Raw genomic sequence first — 13,695 nt, 5'->3', positions numbered from 1 at the left:
CTCAGGTGATCTCCTGTGGGCGCAAGCGAGTTTCGATTCGTTGCACATGATCAGTGGGTTGCGCTTGCAGGCCGCCATTCCAACTCAGTTGCGGCGGTGCGCCGCTGTCGAGGGTCAATGGCCTGGCGTCGCTGATCAGCAGGGTCAGGTTGCAGTCCAGGTCAGGGCCGAAGTACAGGCCGGCGAGAGCGGCCAGGGCCGGATGGGCCTCGCCGTCGGGGAGAAAGCGCGCAGCCTGGCGGTTGCGCAGCGGGCCCAGGGTCAGGCGGATACCGGCATGTTCATCCCAGACCCGTGTGCCGGCGACGGCATCGCGCCCCAGGGTCAGATTGCGGCCACCGGGTAGCATGCGACTGCGACTGGCCGAGGGGATCTCCCGCCAGGCACCGATATAGGCCTCGACCGCCACCGGTATGTTGAAATGCCCGCGTACCACCGCCGCGAACCCCGCCAATGACCGTCGCCCGCCAGCGAACAGCGCGCTGCGTGCCAGTACCGCCGCATCGGGCAAGGCACCGCGATCATGCAGGGCGTTGGGCAACAAGCCCGTCAAGGCGCGCAACTGGCGGTGTACAGGGGTGGCGGCGGGCAATGCAAAGCCCACGGCGACCCGGTGCTTGCGCATCACCCGATACAGCAGGCTGATCAATCGGTGCTGGAACAGATCGAGGAACTCGGCAGGGGCGTGGTCCTTCTGCCGGGCTCGTTGTTGCAACCATTCCTGGTCGGCGTAGGGCAATGGCCCATCGGGGCCGCCGAGACCGAACACCGGCGTGGTCAACACCGGTTGCCGGCCCTCGGTTTCCTTCAGGCTTTGCACTTCACTGCTGGGGAACAATGGTGTCAACGGTCCGCGCAGGCGCATGGCCTCGGCGTCGGGTGCGGTGCCGGTGCCCAGTGGCACCGCCTGCGGACATTCGCATTCGAGCAACAACAGGGCCTGCAACAATTCGAAGGCCTGCGGGGCGTCGCGCAGTTGTCGACTCAGAGGGACAGTGGCTGGCCGGGTTGGGGTTGCCATGTCTTGACCTCCTTGTCGGACTGGACCAGCACCGTGCGCACGAAGCGATTGGCGGTGGCATAGAGTGAGAAGAACTGTGCCAGCACGGCGCTAAACAGCACCGCACTATGGCCGACAAAGCGTTGCGGATCTAATTGCACGCGCACTTCCAGGCCATTGCGCCAACCGCGCCAGGCATCTTCGCCGACATGCGCGGCCACCCGCTCGCAGGTCATTCCCAGCAGTCCTTCGATCTGCCGACGGACACTGGCCTCGTCGCGCAGGTTATGCAGTTCGAGGATTTCCTTGAGGGCGTCGAGGGCTCGCGGGCCTTCCACCAGCGACAGGTGATTGAGGGTCAGTTGCGACACCAGTTTCCAGCGCGACTCGCCATCCAGGCGCGGCAGGCTCTGCGGGCTGGGCGGATTGCGCAGGCGTGCCCAGGCCACCGGGCCGGGGCGCTCGAAACCCAGTGGCGTACCGGCGCCGAGGCTTTGCGCCAGGTATCGGTTGGTACACAGCAGTTCGGCGGTGACACTGTATTGCGGTGCGTCTTCGCGGGGGTTGAACCGGGTGTCCACCAGGCTCAGCATCAGGTCGCTGCCCAACCGGTTGGGCGTCAGCCCGCTGATGCGCCGGGCATGCCAGTACAGGTGGCTTTCGCCCAGCGCATGCTGGCTGCCGTAGTAGGCCGCAACCTTCTGCACGCCGTGTGGGGTCATGGCACGCAAGCCACGGATGCTGTGGATCTCCACGCTGTTTTCCCGGTGGCTGTCGGCGACCAGCCGGTATTCGCTACGGGTGCCGTCCGGGCGCAGGGGTTCGGATGTGCGCGGAAACAGATTGAGCGCCGGACAGCAGCCCAAGACGATATCGCTGGCCTGCAGGTGCAGACGGCTGCCAGGCGTGCGGTCGAATACCAGGTACAGATAGAGGATGTCACTGTCGTCCCGGCCACCGCCGAAAGGCACATCGAAGAAGCTGAATTTATCCGGGAAGGCAAAGTATTCAGCCAGCAGGCGCAGGCCCGGATGGACGCCGTCTTCTTCCGGCAATAAAGCTTCGTCGCTGGCGAAACCGACTATCTGCGGTAGACCGTCGAGGGGTTGTGGCGGGGCGCCGGGCGGACCGGCGAGTACGTGGGTGGCATGGGCACCGAGCAGGTCGTAGAGCGTGGCGTTGACCACCGGTGAGGCGCCCAGGTGCAAACGCAATTGGTGCGCCGCCAGCTCTGACCAGAGGGTCTTGCCTTGACAGCGAAAGCTCAGGCGCAGGGCCGAGCGTGCCTGGTTCAGCCCGGTCAGGGCCTGGGCTTCATCACGGTCGAGCAACACCGCCTCGGTGATCTCCAGGGGCCACAGATTGACCTCGGCGCTGGTGCGCAAATGGATGCTGTCACCTTGGCGGGTGGTGACGAACAGTGGCGTATCCCGAGGCAGACGATAGCCGGCGGCCAGATTGCCTTTGCTCGGGTCCGGTTGGAACTGGACGATGGCACAGGAGGGTAAAGGGCGCACCGCCAGGGGATAGAGTTGTTCCAGTAGGGCGTCGCTGAATTGCGCATAGTCATCGTCCAGCCGGCGCTGCAGGCGTGCGGTCAGCAGGGCGAAACCTTCCAGCAGGCGTTCGACATGGGGGTCGGGGCATTCGCCGGGCGACAGCTCCAGCCGGCGTGCCACCTTGGGGTATTGTTGGGCAAAGATGCTTCCGGCATGCCGCAGCCAGGTCAGCTCCCGTTGGTAATAATCGAGCAGTTCAGCGTCAATCGAATCGCTCATGGCTGACCTCGAGACCCTGCTGGGTCTGCTCGATGACAAAGGCCACGGGCCAATGTCGATCACCACTGCGCAGAGCACCATGCAGGACGATACTCAGTTGCTGGGGCTGGCCTGTCACGGCACGCACATCGACTTCATCGAGGGCCAGACGAGGCTCGAAGTGCTCCACGGCCTGGCGGATTTCCCGGGCCAGCTTGCGGCGGTCGTCGCTACGCTGGCTTTGCAGTGAGGTCCAGTCGGCGATGCCATAGTCGAGAATGCTGGGTGGCGAGGTCATGGCCGCGCCCGCCCGGCGTGTGTTGAACAGGCGCAGCAGTTCGCTGCGCACCGAGTTGGTCAGTGCCTGGTGATCGAAGGCTTCCAGCGCCTGCGCCTGATCCTCGCCACCGGCAAGGCGCTCAAATAGCGGGGCAAGTATGCCGGTCGCTGCCATGGCCGCCCGGCTCCCTTACTTGACCAGCTTGTTGGCGGCCATGTCCCAGGTCGAGGCGGCGGTGCCTTCCTTGGTGCCGTCATCCTTCTGGGCGGTGAGTTCCCATTTGATCTTGGTGAAGTTCAGCGAGATGGTCTCCACGGGCTTGCCGCCGGCACCGCCGCTGACGCTGACATTGGACAGCACCACGTTGCTCAGGGTGTAGATGATGAACGGCAGCAATTGCCCGCTGCCTTCGGCGGCGTTACGGCCGATGGTGACTTTCGCCTCCGGGATCGGTTTGCCGGCACAGCAGTATTCATTGAGCGACGGGGTCGAGGTGTCGACGAACTTGGTCAGGGTGAATTCGCCGATATGCGGCTTGCCCGACGTCCGTTCCGAGTTGCTGACGTCGTTGGTCACTTGCATCGCCACGTTGTGGCTGTAGGACATGATTTCGATTTTGTCCTTGTAGCCCTCAAGCAAGCTGTCGCCTTTGATGTCGCCGCCGAGGTCGAGAATGATTGCATCCATCGCCTGAAACTCCTGAAAGGATTGTCACTGGAAGGAAGAGGAAAAACCGCCGGTCCGGAGACCGGTGGGCACAGGCTCAGGCCGCGACCGGTGGTGGCAGGCTGGCGACCAGGCGGATCGAAGCCGTCAGCTCCTCCAACTGGAAGTGCGGCCGCAGAAACACCGTGGCTCGGTAGGCACCGGGCTTTCCGGCGATTTCCGTGACGTCGATCCGGGCTTCGCGCAACGGGTATTGCGCCTTGATTTCCTGGGGCGCGTTGTCGTTGATCAGCACGTAGTCGGCGATCCAGTTGTTGAGATAGGTCTGCACGTTGTCGCGGGTCATGAAGCTGCCGACCTTGTCGCGCATGATCACTTTCAGATAGTGAGCGAAGCGCGACGCCGCCAGCACGTAGGGCAACATCGCCGAGATCCGCGCGTTGGCGTTGGCCTCGTTGGTGTTGTAGAGCTTGGACTTATTGGTGGTCTGGCCGCCGAAGAATACCGCCACGTCGCTGTTCTTCTTGTGACACAGGGCGATAAAGCCGAGGTCGTTGAGCTCCTTCTCGCGACGGTCGGTGATCGCCACTTCGGTCGGGCACTTGAGCGACAGGTCGCCGGAGCTGGTGCGGAAAGTATGCGCCGGCAGGCCCGCCACCGCGCCACCGCCTTCGGCGCCACGGATCGCCGCGCACCAGCCGTAGTTGGCAAAGGCTTCGGTGATGCGTTGGGACAAGGCCCAGGCGGCATTGCCCCAGAGGTACTTGCTGTGGTCGGAACCGTTCACGTCTTCGATGTAGTTGATGCCTTCGACCGGCTTGGTGTCGGGGCCGTAAGGCAGGCGCAGCAGGGTGTGCGGCAGCACCAGGGAGACATAACGCGAATCTTCGCTTTCACGGAAGGAACGCCACTTGATCAACTCCTGGCTTTCGAAAATCTTCGACAGGTCGCGGGGTACGGCCAGCTCGGTGAAACTGGTCATGTCGAACAGCTTCGGGCTGGCGGCGGCGATGAACGGCGCGTGGGCCGCGGCCGCGACATTCGACAATTTCTCCAGCAGGCCAATGTCCTGGGGGTGACGACCGAAGGTGTAATCGCCTACCAGCACGCTGTAGGGGTGTCCGCCGAGGGTGCCGTACTCGTCTTCGTAGATTTTCTTGAACAGCGAGCTTTGGTCGAATTCGACGGCTTTTTCCAGGTCGTTTTGCAGTTCTTTCTGGCTGACATTGAGCAGCCGCAGTTTCAGCCGCGAGCTGGTCTCGGTGTTCTGCACCAGCATGTGCAGGCCACGCCATGAGGCTTCGAGCTTCTGCATGTCCGGGTGGTGATAGATCTCATTGAGCTGGGCGCTGATCAGTTGGTCGATCTGGCTGATACGGTCGTTGATCATCGCCACCGTGTCTTTGTCGATCGCCATGCCTTCGTCGAGGACCTGGGTGGCGAACTCCGCGAGCATGTCGCGGGCATATTCCTGTTGGCTGTCGTCATGGGCCATGCGCCCGTCGGCAATGATCTGGTCCAACAGGGATAACGTCTGGGTACTGCCTTCGCTGCTGGTATTTTCGGCACTGGCTGAACTGGGCATGACAAATCCTCCGTGGGTGGGTCGACGATCAGGCTTGCGGCTCTTCGGCTGCGGCGCCGTCTTCATTGGCGACCGGGGTGTCCTGCACGCGGGCGGACGATTTGATCTGCTGCAAGCCTTCGGTGTTGGCGATCACGTCGCGCAGCAGCTTGTCCAGATCGTCGTTGCCGTCGAGCTTGGTCAGTAGATCGCGCAGGCGCTGACGGGCCTCGAACAGGCGGCGCAACGGAGTGACCTGCTCCACTACTTTGACCGGATCGAAATCGTCGATATGGCCGAATTTGAGCTCGATATTGAGCTTGCTGTCGTCATTGGCCAGGGTGTTCTTGACCTGTAGCACCGAGCGCGGAGCAATGGAGGCGAGGACTTCGTTGAAATTGTCGCGATCGATCTCGACGAAGCGTCGCTCGCTGAGTTTCGCCGGCGGGTTGACAGGCTTGCCCGACAGATCGGCGAGAATGCCGACGACCAAGGGCAATTCTTTTTTCTCGATGGCGCCACCGGTCTCCACGTCGTAGGTGATCTGGACGCGCGGCGGACGAATCCGGTCGAGCTTGTGCTGGGTACTTTCGGCCATGTGGGCTGACTCCGATGCGTTGAGCGGGCGCAATGCAGCGGTTACCCGTGATCGCTTCCCTCGCCGAACCGCGAAAGCCAGACAGGGGGTGGAGCACACGATCCCGCCAATCTTTCGTCGGTCCCTCCAATTCGTCGCGATGACGAACTACCCAAGACGCTAGAACAGGTCTATAAAAAAGCAAGGCAAAACACTATGTGACCTACACAAGAAAGGGAAAATTCAATTTTGTCGCAAAAAATTCTTATATTGGTAGTGGTACTGGCATTGTCAGGCTGTTCGTTTTTCGAGCCCAGGGTCGGTATGACGAGGCTCACCCTGGACGTGGCGCCTCTGGCCAACGACAACACACCGATCGCCGTGGATTTCGTCGCGGTGAAGGACCCCGACCTGCTCAAGCAAGTGGTGGGGATGAGCGCCAAGCAGTGGTTCGGCGAGCGTGAGCAGTTTCAGCGCGATTATCGCCAGCAAGTCAGTGTGTGGGGACTGGAGCTGGTTCCCGGACAGTTTGTCGCCGAGCAGGACTTCCCGTTGCGGGGCGAGAAGGCGGCTGGACTTTTGGTGTTCGCCAGCTATAACACTCCCGGTGCGCACCGGCTCAGGCTGGATGATCAGCAGGAGGCTTGGCTGAAGTTCAACAGCCGGGAAATGAGTCTGTTGAATCCGACCGATCACTGATGCGCGTCGCTCAGGTGCACTATCGGATGTCGAGGGGAGGCCTATGAGTCTGTTACCTGATGCGGTCTGCTGGTACGAGGGTATGCAATTGCTGCCCCAGCACTTCCAGTTGCAGGGCCTGCGAGGCGAAGCCCTGGCCGCGCACTTGGTCCAGGCGGGCAATCCGTGGTTCTGGGGGGTCGAACAACTGGAGATCGATCCCTCCGCGCTGTGTGCCGGGCAGGTGCGTATCCTGTCCCTGCAAGCCACCTTTCCCGACGGCTTGCCGGTGAGCCTCGACGCCGCCGACGGCGCGCGCCTTGAATTGGAGGTCGGCGAGGCTATCGATAACTCGACTCAGTCGATGGTCACGGTCTACCTGGCGGTTACGCCGCTCTGGCGGGCTGGGCAATTGCGCGAGCTCCAGGGGCGCCTGCAATCGCTGACCAGCGAGGCGTTGCCGGACTTGACCAGTGGACAGAACCCGCAACCGGTCACGGTCTGGCGGCCGAATCCGCACCTGTGCACCGACACCCAAAGGGCCGATTCGATCTGTTTGCCGCTGCTGCGTATCCGTAAGGAGGGCGGCGGTTTCGTTCAGGTGCCCTATGTCCCGCCTAGCCCAAGATTGCTGCCGGAGTCGCCCTTGGGGCGGCGGGTGGCGGCACTGTGTGCGCGGGCCCGGGAAAAGTGTCTGTTTCTCGCCGGCCGCCTGCGCCAGGCACAGCAGGCGGGCAGTCAGGAGGATGCCGCGCAAATCCGCCGTCAACTGGGTGCGCTCTGGGCTCGCCTGCCGGAAGTCGAAGGCCTGCTGAATAGCCGCATCGCCACCCCTCAAGCGCTGCACGGGGTGTTGTTGGGGATGGCGGGGGGCTGGTCGCTGCTCGATCCGCTGGCCGGGGTGCCGGCGTTCATGCCGCTGGATTACCTGGATCTGCGACGCGGTTACGAAGAGGTACTGAACTGGCTTGAACTGGACCTGGAACTGATCCGTGTCGGTTATCGCTGCCTGCCGTTCGAGCAGACCGGTGAAATGTTCTCCCTGCAACTGCCCGAGCGCCAGCCCCGGCAGCGTCTGGTGATCGGCCTGCGAATGCCTGCTGGCGCCGGCGAAAGCGCGGCGATCGAATGGTTGGAGCGCACCATCATTGCCTCCGACAGCCACCTGACCGTGCTGGCCCGACAACGCATGCCCGGACTACGTCACCACGTCATGAGTCGCCAGGAACAAGTAGCCTACAGCGTCGGCAGCGACACCCGGCTGTTTGTCGTCGAGGCCGAGGGCGAGTGGTTCGATCCCGAACAACCGCTGCGTATTATCGCGCCAGCCTCGAAGCTGGCGATCAACCCGTGGCAGATCGTCCTGTTCGTCGAGCAGGCCAGTGAAGCATCGTAGTCAAGGAAGGGGAAGGCAATGCCAGATGGAAACATCGGAACGGGCTTGCAACAGTCACCCTTGAGCAGCGCCTTTCGCCAGGCCTGGTTGGAGTGGCTGGAGGCCTGGAGCGGCTTGAACAAGGACGACGAGGATGTGCCACGGCAGGTCGGCACGGTGGCGGAGTTTTCCACGAAGATCAGTCGCAAGCTCTGGCGCGGCGCCTTTGCCAGTGTCGGTGACTCGGCCGAGCATCAGGTCAAGGCCACGGTGTATGCCTTTGTCGCATTGGTGGATGAAACCCTGTTGTACGCCACCTGGCCGGGGCAACCGACCTGGCAGAGCGATCCCCTGGAGTCGCTGCTGTATGCCTCGCGCCATGCCGGCGAGCAGATTCCCCTGGCAATCGAGAAACTCCTGGCGGACGAAGTGCCCGCCAGTCGCGACCTCGCCAACGTCTACTTGCAATGCTTGATGCTCGGTTTTCACGGGCGCCTGCGTGGAGAAAGCGGGCTGGTCGTGCATGAAAAGTGGCGCCGTGCGTTGTTTGCCTTCGCCTGGCAGCGTGAGCCGGATTATGTCGATGTCAGCGATTGCCTCGAGCGCCCGAGCAATGTGCCGGCGCGGCGGCTGCCGACTCGCCAATCGCTGCCGGACGGCCTGCGCCTGGCCTTGGCGATTCTCGTGGGGACGCTGCTGCTGATCGGCCTCAGCCACTACTTTTGGTACGACATCAACGCGCAGGTGCAATCGGCGATGCGGCAAGACCGTGTCGATGCATCGGCGGAGCAGAACCCTTGAGTACCCCGGCGATTCTCACCGGGGTGGTCGGCGTGCTGCTGGTGCTGGCGTTGCTGGCCCTGGCGATCTGGTGGTTACGCACCCAGAGCGGCGCGGCGATTCGCAGTTTCTACGGCGCCGTTCGGCAGATGGAGCAGGAACAGGGCGTGCGGGACCGCTATCAGTTGCGCTGGTTGTTGATGCTCGGCAACGATGTCCGGGGCGCGCAACTGTGTTCCAGCTGGCATCTGCTGCCCACGGACAAGCCGGCCTGGTTCGGGCGCTGGTGGTCCGATCCCGATGGCGCGGTGCTGGTGGTGCCAGAGGCGTTGTTCCTGCCGGATGAAGGGCTCAAGCTCAAGCGTGGCAGTTGGTGGCGGTTGCTTGGGTTGATCCTGCGCTTACGTGCCCGGCGCCCGCTGGACGGGGTGATCTGGACCGTCTCGGCCAGTCGCCTGTGGGACGATGAGCAGGCAGCGGCCCTGGGTATCGCGGCCCGCCGGCGTTTTATCGACTTATTGCAGTACCTGGGCCTGAGTCTACCGGTGTATGTGCTGGTCACCGACATGGAGCAGATCCCCGGCTTCCAGGAACTGATCGCCGCGTTGCCCAAGGCGTCCCGCGAGCGGATCCTTGGCTGGACTTCACCATTCGCTCCGGAAACCCTCTGGCAATCGGAATGGAGCGACCAGGCACTGGACCAGGTGACACGGGTGCTGGTGGAGGCGATTAGCGAAATCGGCGCGCTGTCTGGGCACTTGGGTGAAGACTTGTACGGCCTGCCGGAGCGTTTCGAGGCCCTGCGCGGCAACCTGCAGACCCTGCTCGATCCGGTTTTCCAGGGCAATGCACAGAACGAGGCTCCGCAGTTTCGCGGTGTGTATTTCACCGCCAGCGAGGCGTCGAGCTCGGCGTCGGCGCTTTGCGCCGGCGATGTCCCACTGCTGCAAAGCACCTTCTCCCGGTCGCTCTGGCAACGGCGGATCGCTGCCGAACAGGGCTTGGCCCAAGTGGTGCCACGTCTGTTACGGTTGCGTCGGCGCTGGCAGCGGGTGGTCGGCGTGACGGCGGCGCTGGTCGGGCTGGTCTGGGCGGTGGCGATGGTCTGGGTCTGGCAGGATTCGCTCAAGGATGCCCGTGAGCTGGCGCAGTTGTTGGAGGGCGCGCAGAAGGGCTATGTCACGGTGGTTGACGAAAATCACCGGCTGGGGCCGACCCGACGCAATGTACAGGCGTTCTGGCAGCTTATGGAACAGTCGCCGCGTTGGCACTTCACCTCGCTGGTATTGCCCAGTTCCTGGTTTTCCTACCTCGATCATGAGCGTGACCGGATGCTGCGCGACATGGCCATGAAGCATATGGTGCTGCCGCTGGGTGAGTTGTTGCAGATGAACCTGACGCAACTCAGGGCAATCCAGAACACCGACCGGCGTCCCAACCTGGAAGGCGAAGACCCGGCGCAGTGGCAGACCTACGTCAAATCCAAGGATCTGGTGGAGCGGGCTACGGCGTTGGAACAGCAATACCTGTTGTTTACCAAGGCGGTGAACAACCACAAAACACCGCTGGATGAGCTGGCGTCCCTGGGCAACCTGGCCCTGGGGCTCAACCTCAATGCCGGGACGCTCCAGCGGGCGGCATTCTATAACCAGCACTTGGCAAAGATGGACCTGTCGAACCTGATACGCCTGGACCTGCCGACCGAGCGCCTGACCATCGGCGAAAACTTTAAGGAGCTGATGGGGCGCTGGTTGGATCAGTACTATTTGGCCGAAAACTTCGTCCGCCAGGCGGGCTACCTGAAGTTGCACCTGGACCAGTTGGAGTCCGGTGCGGTGAACTCCCTGACGGAGCTGGAAGACCTCAAGGCGATGATCGAGGACCTGCAGGCGGTGGTCAGCCTGACCAACTCCACCTGGAGTCGCGGTAAGGGCCAGGATCTGGTCCCCGGCTACAGCGCACTGATGGACAAGGTACGCCAGAGTGCTTTGCTCGGCGCACCGCTGGAGCAGAGCCTGGAAGATCAGGCGGCGAGGCTGCGGCAGAGTTTCCGCGACCAGTGGATCGCCAAGGCCGGTTCTCGGGGCAACCTGCTGATCCAGCAAGGCAGCGGCCAACTGGTGTTGCAGGAGCATGTCCTGCAATTGAACAACGCCATCGCGGCGCTGTTTCGGCGCGATTTTGTCGCCATGGCCATGCGTACCGACGACAGTGCCGGGAGCAGCTATCAGAGCCTCGACAGCGACGACCTGAACAATGCCTTGACGTATTTTGCCAGCTACAAGAGTTACGCCAGCGAGGACATGCCGCGCATCCCGCCGGCCTATCGCGGACCGATGCTGCGTGTCGCCGAAAATGCTGCAGCCAAGGCCATGTGGCTGAGCGTTGAAGGCAATCGCGCTCAGGCAGCGGGGACGGCAGCGTTCAATATCAAGACCGATCAGGCGTTGGCGGTACACAGTGCGTTTATCGAGCTTAAGCGGGCAGACCTGGCGAGCAACCTGCAAAACTCCCTCAACCGCCGGGCGCTGGCCGAGGTCAGCAGCGGCCTGGAGCAGATCAATGCGCAGGCGGTGTTCCACGAGCGGGTCGATATCGACAGTTGGGATGGCTCGAAGAACCTCGGCTTGCAGTTGTTTCGAGCCAACGATGTGCCGGACCTGAAGCTCGATCTCAAGCAGCAGTTCACCGCCATGCAGAATATTGCCGAGGCGCGGGCGCCGGCACTTGAGTGGCTCCGGGTCCAGCAGCGCAACCTTGGGGTGGGGGACTATGAGCGATTCACGCGCCTCAATTCCCTGCACGATGAATTACTCAAGTACAAGGAGCAGAACCCGGCCAGTTCACCAGCGTTGATCGAGCAACTGGTCAGTCGTGATTTTATCGATATGGACGCCGGCAGTTGTGCCCAGATCCTCTCGTCGGCCAACCTGCCGGCCGACCCTGGCGAGTTGGCGTTGCGGGCGGTGACCTTGCAGCAGGAGGCCATGCGTCGCTGCCAGGCGTTGCAGCAGGCACAAGCGATCAGCGCCTGGAATGAGTTGGCCGGTTACTTCAACCAGTACCTGTCCGAGCGTTTTCCGTTTTCCCACGGTGTGCAGGCGGCGGATGCCGAACCGGCGCGGGTCCAGCATCTGCTTGAGCTGATCGACACCCGCTTGCCCAAGGCCCAGGCTGGCCTGCTGCTGAGCCAGTCGCCCGAACGGCTGGCAGCGGCGGATTTCCTCGAACGCTTGAAACAGGCGCGGGTCTGGCTCGGACCGTTGTTCCGGCGAGACCCGAGCGGGATGATCGGCTTTGACATGGAGGTACGCTGGCGCACCGACCGCGAGGAGGAGCGCGGCGCCGATCAGGTGATCGCCTGGAGCCTGAATGCCGGCAGCCAGCAGATCAACTATCCGGGAGAGGCCCAACAGCGCTTGCGTTGGATGCTCGGGCAACCGATCCGTCTGATGCTGCGCTGGGCGCGCAATGGGTCCGAGCGACCGGTCAGCGATCCGCTGCAACCGAGCCTGGCGGTCGCCGACTTGGAAGCCGATTGGGAGTATGGTGGACCATGGTCGTTGTTGCGGATGATGCGTTCACACCTGTCGGTGATACGGCAGCCGAACATGGACTACAGTGACTTCCCCCTGACCTTGCGCCTGCCGGTGCGCGGTTCGATCAACGGTGACAGCCAGACCACCATGTTTATCCGCCTGTCGCTGATGACCCAGGGCGGCAAGCTGCCATTGTCGCTGGTGCCGCTGCCGGTGCGGGCGCCGGCGTCGCCTTTTTCGAATTTTGGCACGGCCAGCACCGTGAGCAGCCATCCGGGGGCCTTATGAATCAGTCGGGCAGCGGATTGTCGCTGTTGGTGGAACCGCTGCTCGTGGCGATTTGCGCAGAGGCGCCGTGTGGGCAGAACCTGCGCTACGAGGCCGACTACGATCGCTTACGCGAACTGCGGCGCGAGGATGACACCAGCCTGCCCAATGGGGTTTGGGAAAAGGAGATCAAGCGGGCCGAGTGGGCCGGCGTCGAACAGTTGGCCAGCGAGATCCTGCGCAGCCGCAGCAAAGACCTGATGGTCGCGGCCTGGCTCGGTGAGGCCTGGTTGCACCGGCATGGGCTTGAAGGGTTGCGGGCGGCATTGGCGTTGCTGCTGGGGTTGTGCGAACGCTACCCCGACCAGTTGCACCCGCAGGCCGAGGAGGGCGACCGGTCCTGGCGGGTGACACCCGTGGACTGGCTAGTGCGGCGCTATGCCGAGGTGCTGCATACGCGGGTGCCGTTGTTTGCCCCCGGTGGCGGCAACGATTTTTCCGGAATGAGCCTGTATGGCTGGCAGCAGTTGCAGGGCCGGCAAGTGCTGACTGGGGACAACAAGAGCGCCAAGGCCATCGTCGAGGCGGCACGGCTGGAGCAGCAGAAGGTCAACGAACTGATTCGCGCCACGCCGCTGTCCTGGTGGCTGCACAACCAGAATCTGTTGCTGGCGTCGTTGCACCAGTTGGAAGCGCTGGAGCAGTGGGTCGACCATTATTTGGCGGAGCTCGCCCCGACTTGCGGGCCTTTGCGTGACGTCATGCAGGCCTTGAGCACACTGACCCAGGAGTTTATCGCCATGCACCCCCAGCAACCTGAGCCGCCCGTGGTACCGACCCCTACCGATGTCGAGGAGGATGAGCCGGTAGCTGCCGCCACCACGCAGCAGGCATCTCGCCCGGCTGCTCCTTGCAGTCGCGAGGAGGCTTACCGGCAGTTGTTGCTGATTGCCGACTACCTGGCCAAGACCGAGCCTCACAGCCCGGTACCCTATGTGGTCAAGAAGGCGGTGGCGTGGGGCAACAAGCCGTTGAACGAGCTGTTGTCGGAGTTGATTTCCTCCGATGCCGAGGCACGGCGGGTGTGGGCATTGCTGGGTGTGTTGTGACAATTGTCGGGCAACCTCGTTTGCCTGGCGATTTTATGTCTAGACTCTCCTGTGCAGTGCAACAGGCCTTTACTGTCCAGGGTACTGGTCGAGGCCGGACGTC

11 protein-coding genes are annotated in these 13,695 nt (G+C 62.9%); 5 read left to right on the top strand and 6 right to left on the bottom strand.

Annotation, left to right across the window (positions count from 1 at the left end; all coding sequences use genetic code 11):
• Window position 1: 1 nt before the first annotated feature.
• The 6 genes from tssG to tssB form a co-directional block, all read right to left on the bottom strand.
• Window positions 2-1,021: a type VI secretion system baseplate subunit TssG gene (gene tssG / locus AWM79_RS21110; protein WP_060783717.1), complete on the bottom strand. Its 1,020-nt coding sequence runs from the start codon at window positions 1,019-1,021 to the stop codon at window positions 2-4.
• Window positions 985-2,778, bottom strand: coding sequence for a type VI secretion system baseplate subunit TssF (tssF, locus tag AWM79_RS21105; RefSeq protein WP_060783716.1), 1,794 nt, complete (start codon window positions 2,776-2,778; stop codon window positions 985-987). Before tssF ends, tssG begins: the two co-directional genes overlap by 37 nt.
• On the bottom strand, window positions 2,762-3,211 hold the full coding sequence (tssE, locus tag AWM79_RS21100; protein WP_060783715.1) for a type VI secretion system baseplate subunit TssE: 450 nt from the start codon (window positions 3,209-3,211) through the stop codon (window positions 2,762-2,764). The genes tssF and tssE overlap by 17 nt, the downstream gene beginning before the upstream one ends.
• Before the next feature lie 15 nt (window positions 3,212-3,226).
• A complete protein-coding gene (locus AWM79_RS21095; RefSeq protein WP_017133680.1) occupies window positions 3,227-3,724 on the bottom strand; it encodes an Hcp family type VI secretion system effector in 498 nt (165 codons plus the stop codon).
• Between the two features lie 76 nt (window positions 3,725-3,800).
• Window positions 3,801-5,288: a type VI secretion system contractile sheath large subunit gene (gene tssC, locus AWM79_RS21090; RefSeq protein WP_017133679.1), complete on the bottom strand. Its 1,488-nt coding sequence runs from the start codon at window positions 5,286-5,288 to the stop codon at window positions 3,801-3,803.
• Window positions 5,289-5,316: 28 nt separating this feature from the next.
• Window positions 5,317-5,865, bottom strand: a complete 549-nt coding sequence (gene tssB / locus AWM79_RS21085) for a type VI secretion system contractile sheath small subunit (protein ID WP_017133678.1) — start codon at window positions 5,863-5,865, stop codon at window positions 5,317-5,319.
• A 303-nt stretch (window positions 5,866-6,168) separates the two neighbouring features.
• Here tssB and AWM79_RS21080 point away from each other — a divergent pair, with 303 nt between their 5' ends.
• Genes AWM79_RS21080 through tssA form a run of 5 tightly spaced genes read left to right on the top strand, consistent with a single transcriptional unit; the run spans window position 6,169 to window position 13,592 of the window.
• Complete coding sequence (locus tag AWM79_RS21080; RefSeq protein ID WP_244159586.1) at window positions 6,169-6,543, top strand: type VI secretion protein; 375 nt, start codon at window positions 6,169-6,171, stop codon at window positions 6,541-6,543.
• 43 nt (window positions 6,544-6,586) lie between these two features.
• Window positions 6,587-7,918 carry a type VI secretion system baseplate subunit TssK gene (tssK, locus tag AWM79_RS21075; protein ID WP_026013368.1) on the top strand — a complete coding sequence of 444 codons (1,332 nt, stop codon included), beginning with the start codon at window positions 6,587-6,589 and terminating at the stop codon, window positions 7,916-7,918.
• Window positions 7,919-7,936: 18 nt separating this feature from the next.
• Entirely contained in the window at window positions 7,937-8,698 is a 762-nt protein-coding gene (locus tag AWM79_RS21070) for a DotU family type IV/VI secretion system protein (protein ID WP_017133675.1), read from the top strand.
• Window positions 8,695-12,504 carry a type VI secretion system protein gene (locus AWM79_RS21065; RefSeq protein ID WP_060783713.1) on the top strand — a complete coding sequence of 1,270 codons (3,810 nt, stop codon included), beginning with the start codon at window positions 8,695-8,697 and terminating at the stop codon, window positions 12,502-12,504. The genes AWM79_RS21070 and AWM79_RS21065 overlap by 4 nt, the downstream gene beginning before the upstream one ends.
• The gene (gene tssA / locus AWM79_RS21060; RefSeq protein ID WP_060783712.1) at window positions 12,501-13,592 is read left to right on the top strand and encodes a type VI secretion system protein TssA; all 1,092 of its coding nucleotides are present in this window, start codon (window positions 12,501-12,503) and stop codon (window positions 13,590-13,592) included. The genes AWM79_RS21065 and tssA overlap by 4 nt, the downstream gene beginning before the upstream one ends.
• The last annotated feature ends 103 nt before the right edge of the window (window positions 13,593-13,695 follow it).

Origin of the sequence: Pseudomonas agarici, assembly GCF_001543125.1 — a bacterium.
Lineage (GTDB): Bacteria > Pseudomonadota > Gammaproteobacteria > Pseudomonadales > Pseudomonadaceae > Aquipseudomonas > Aquipseudomonas agarici.
Note: the sequence above shows the minus strand (reverse complement) of the source record. Positions and strands in the feature narration are given on the sequence as shown.

Bases quoted from the DNA above. Each gene is read 5' to 3' on its own strand.
- tssK (WP_026013368.1), top strand. From the start codon at position 6,587: ATGAGTCTGTTACCTGATGCGGTCTGCTGGTACGAGGGTATGCAATTG.
- tssB (WP_017133678.1), bottom strand. From the start codon at position 5,865: ATGGCCGAAAGTACCCAGCACAAGCTCGACCGGATTCGTCCGCCGCGC.
- AWM79_RS21070 (WP_017133675.1), top strand. From the start codon at position 7,937: ATGCCAGATGGAAACATCGGAACGGGCTTGCAACAGTCACCCTTGAGC.
- tssG (WP_060783717.1), bottom strand. From the start codon at position 1,021: ATGGCAACCCCAACCCGGCCAGCCACTGTCCCTCTGAGTCGACAACTG.
- tssA (WP_060783712.1), top strand. From the start codon at position 12,501: ATGAATCAGTCGGGCAGCGGATTGTCGCTGTTGGTGGAACCGCTGCTC.
- AWM79_RS21095 (WP_017133680.1), bottom strand. From the start codon at position 3,724: ATGGATGCAATCATTCTCGACCTCGGCGGCGACATCAAAGGCGACAGC.
- tssF (WP_060783716.1), bottom strand. From the start codon at position 2,778: ATGAGCGATTCGATTGACGCTGAACTGCTCGATTATTACCAACGGGAG.
- tssC (WP_017133679.1), bottom strand. From the start codon at position 5,288: ATGCCCAGTTCAGCCAGTGCCGAAAATACCAGCAGCGAAGGCAGTACC.
- AWM79_RS21080 (WP_244159586.1), top strand. From the start codon at position 6,169: ATGACGAGGCTCACCCTGGACGTGGCGCCTCTGGCCAACGACAACACA.
- tssE (WP_060783715.1), bottom strand. From the start codon at position 3,211: ATGGCAGCGACCGGCATACTTGCCCCGCTATTTGAGCGCCTTGCCGGT.